This window comes from Vibrio sp. 2134-1, assembly GCF_033339495.1.
This window is the reverse complement of sequence record NZ_JAWOUS010000532.1, coordinates 1-652: the sequence shown is the minus strand read 5'-3', so window position 1 is coordinate 652 and position 652 is coordinate 1. Positions and strand designations below refer to the sequence as shown.

General features: G+C 45.1%; 1 protein-coding gene. It reads right to left on the bottom strand.

Going from position 1 to position 652, the window contains the following annotated elements; genetic code table 11:
• Window positions 1-545: DUF2955 domain-containing protein (locus tag R7R78_RS27060; protein WP_225474728.1), on the bottom strand; the 545-nt coding region annotated here is incomplete at its 3' end.
• Between the last annotated feature and the right edge of the window lie 107 nt (window positions 546-652).

The following is a 652-nucleotide window of genomic DNA, read 5'->3' as shown; positions in this document are numbered from 1 at the left end:
TCATGTCGCATCCGATGGCTTTGTTTGGCTTGTGAAGGCTTTGGCAGCGGTTGACGAGGTTCCGCATCTGGAATCAAAAACGTCACTAAATACGCCACAATAATGGACAAAACGTTCGCCTGTAAGTTACTAAAAATAAGATCATTCAGATCCGTTGTCGGGTAACTAGCAAAGTGCAGCATGATACTCAAACTAAGCACACTGTTCGCGCCAAATAGAAACAAACTCCCTTTTGACATACAAGCAAACTTGTAAAGAAACAAACCGAACGCAATCAAGATCATCAACACCGGATGGCTACCAAACAAGCCCCCCAGAATGCCAACCTCTAGCCCACAAACAACAGCGGAGAAGATTAACTGTCTTGATGCATGCAAGTTCACTACTGGTACCATACCGAGCAAAAGCATGGGTGTTACGGTGAAAAACACACCGTAGTTCCAGCCAAACAGCTTACACAGTGTAAAGCCGATGGTTGCGCCAGTTGCTATGCGTAGGCATTGTCTGAAATCGTTCTCAGACATGGGGTGGTCCCATAATTTCATACCACCTCCCAATTAATAGATGTAATGCAAAGTACTCAAAAAACGAATTTGCAGACGAGCCAGCCAACCTGAAATCGTGCTATCAGGCAATAGTTGTACCGTCGCAC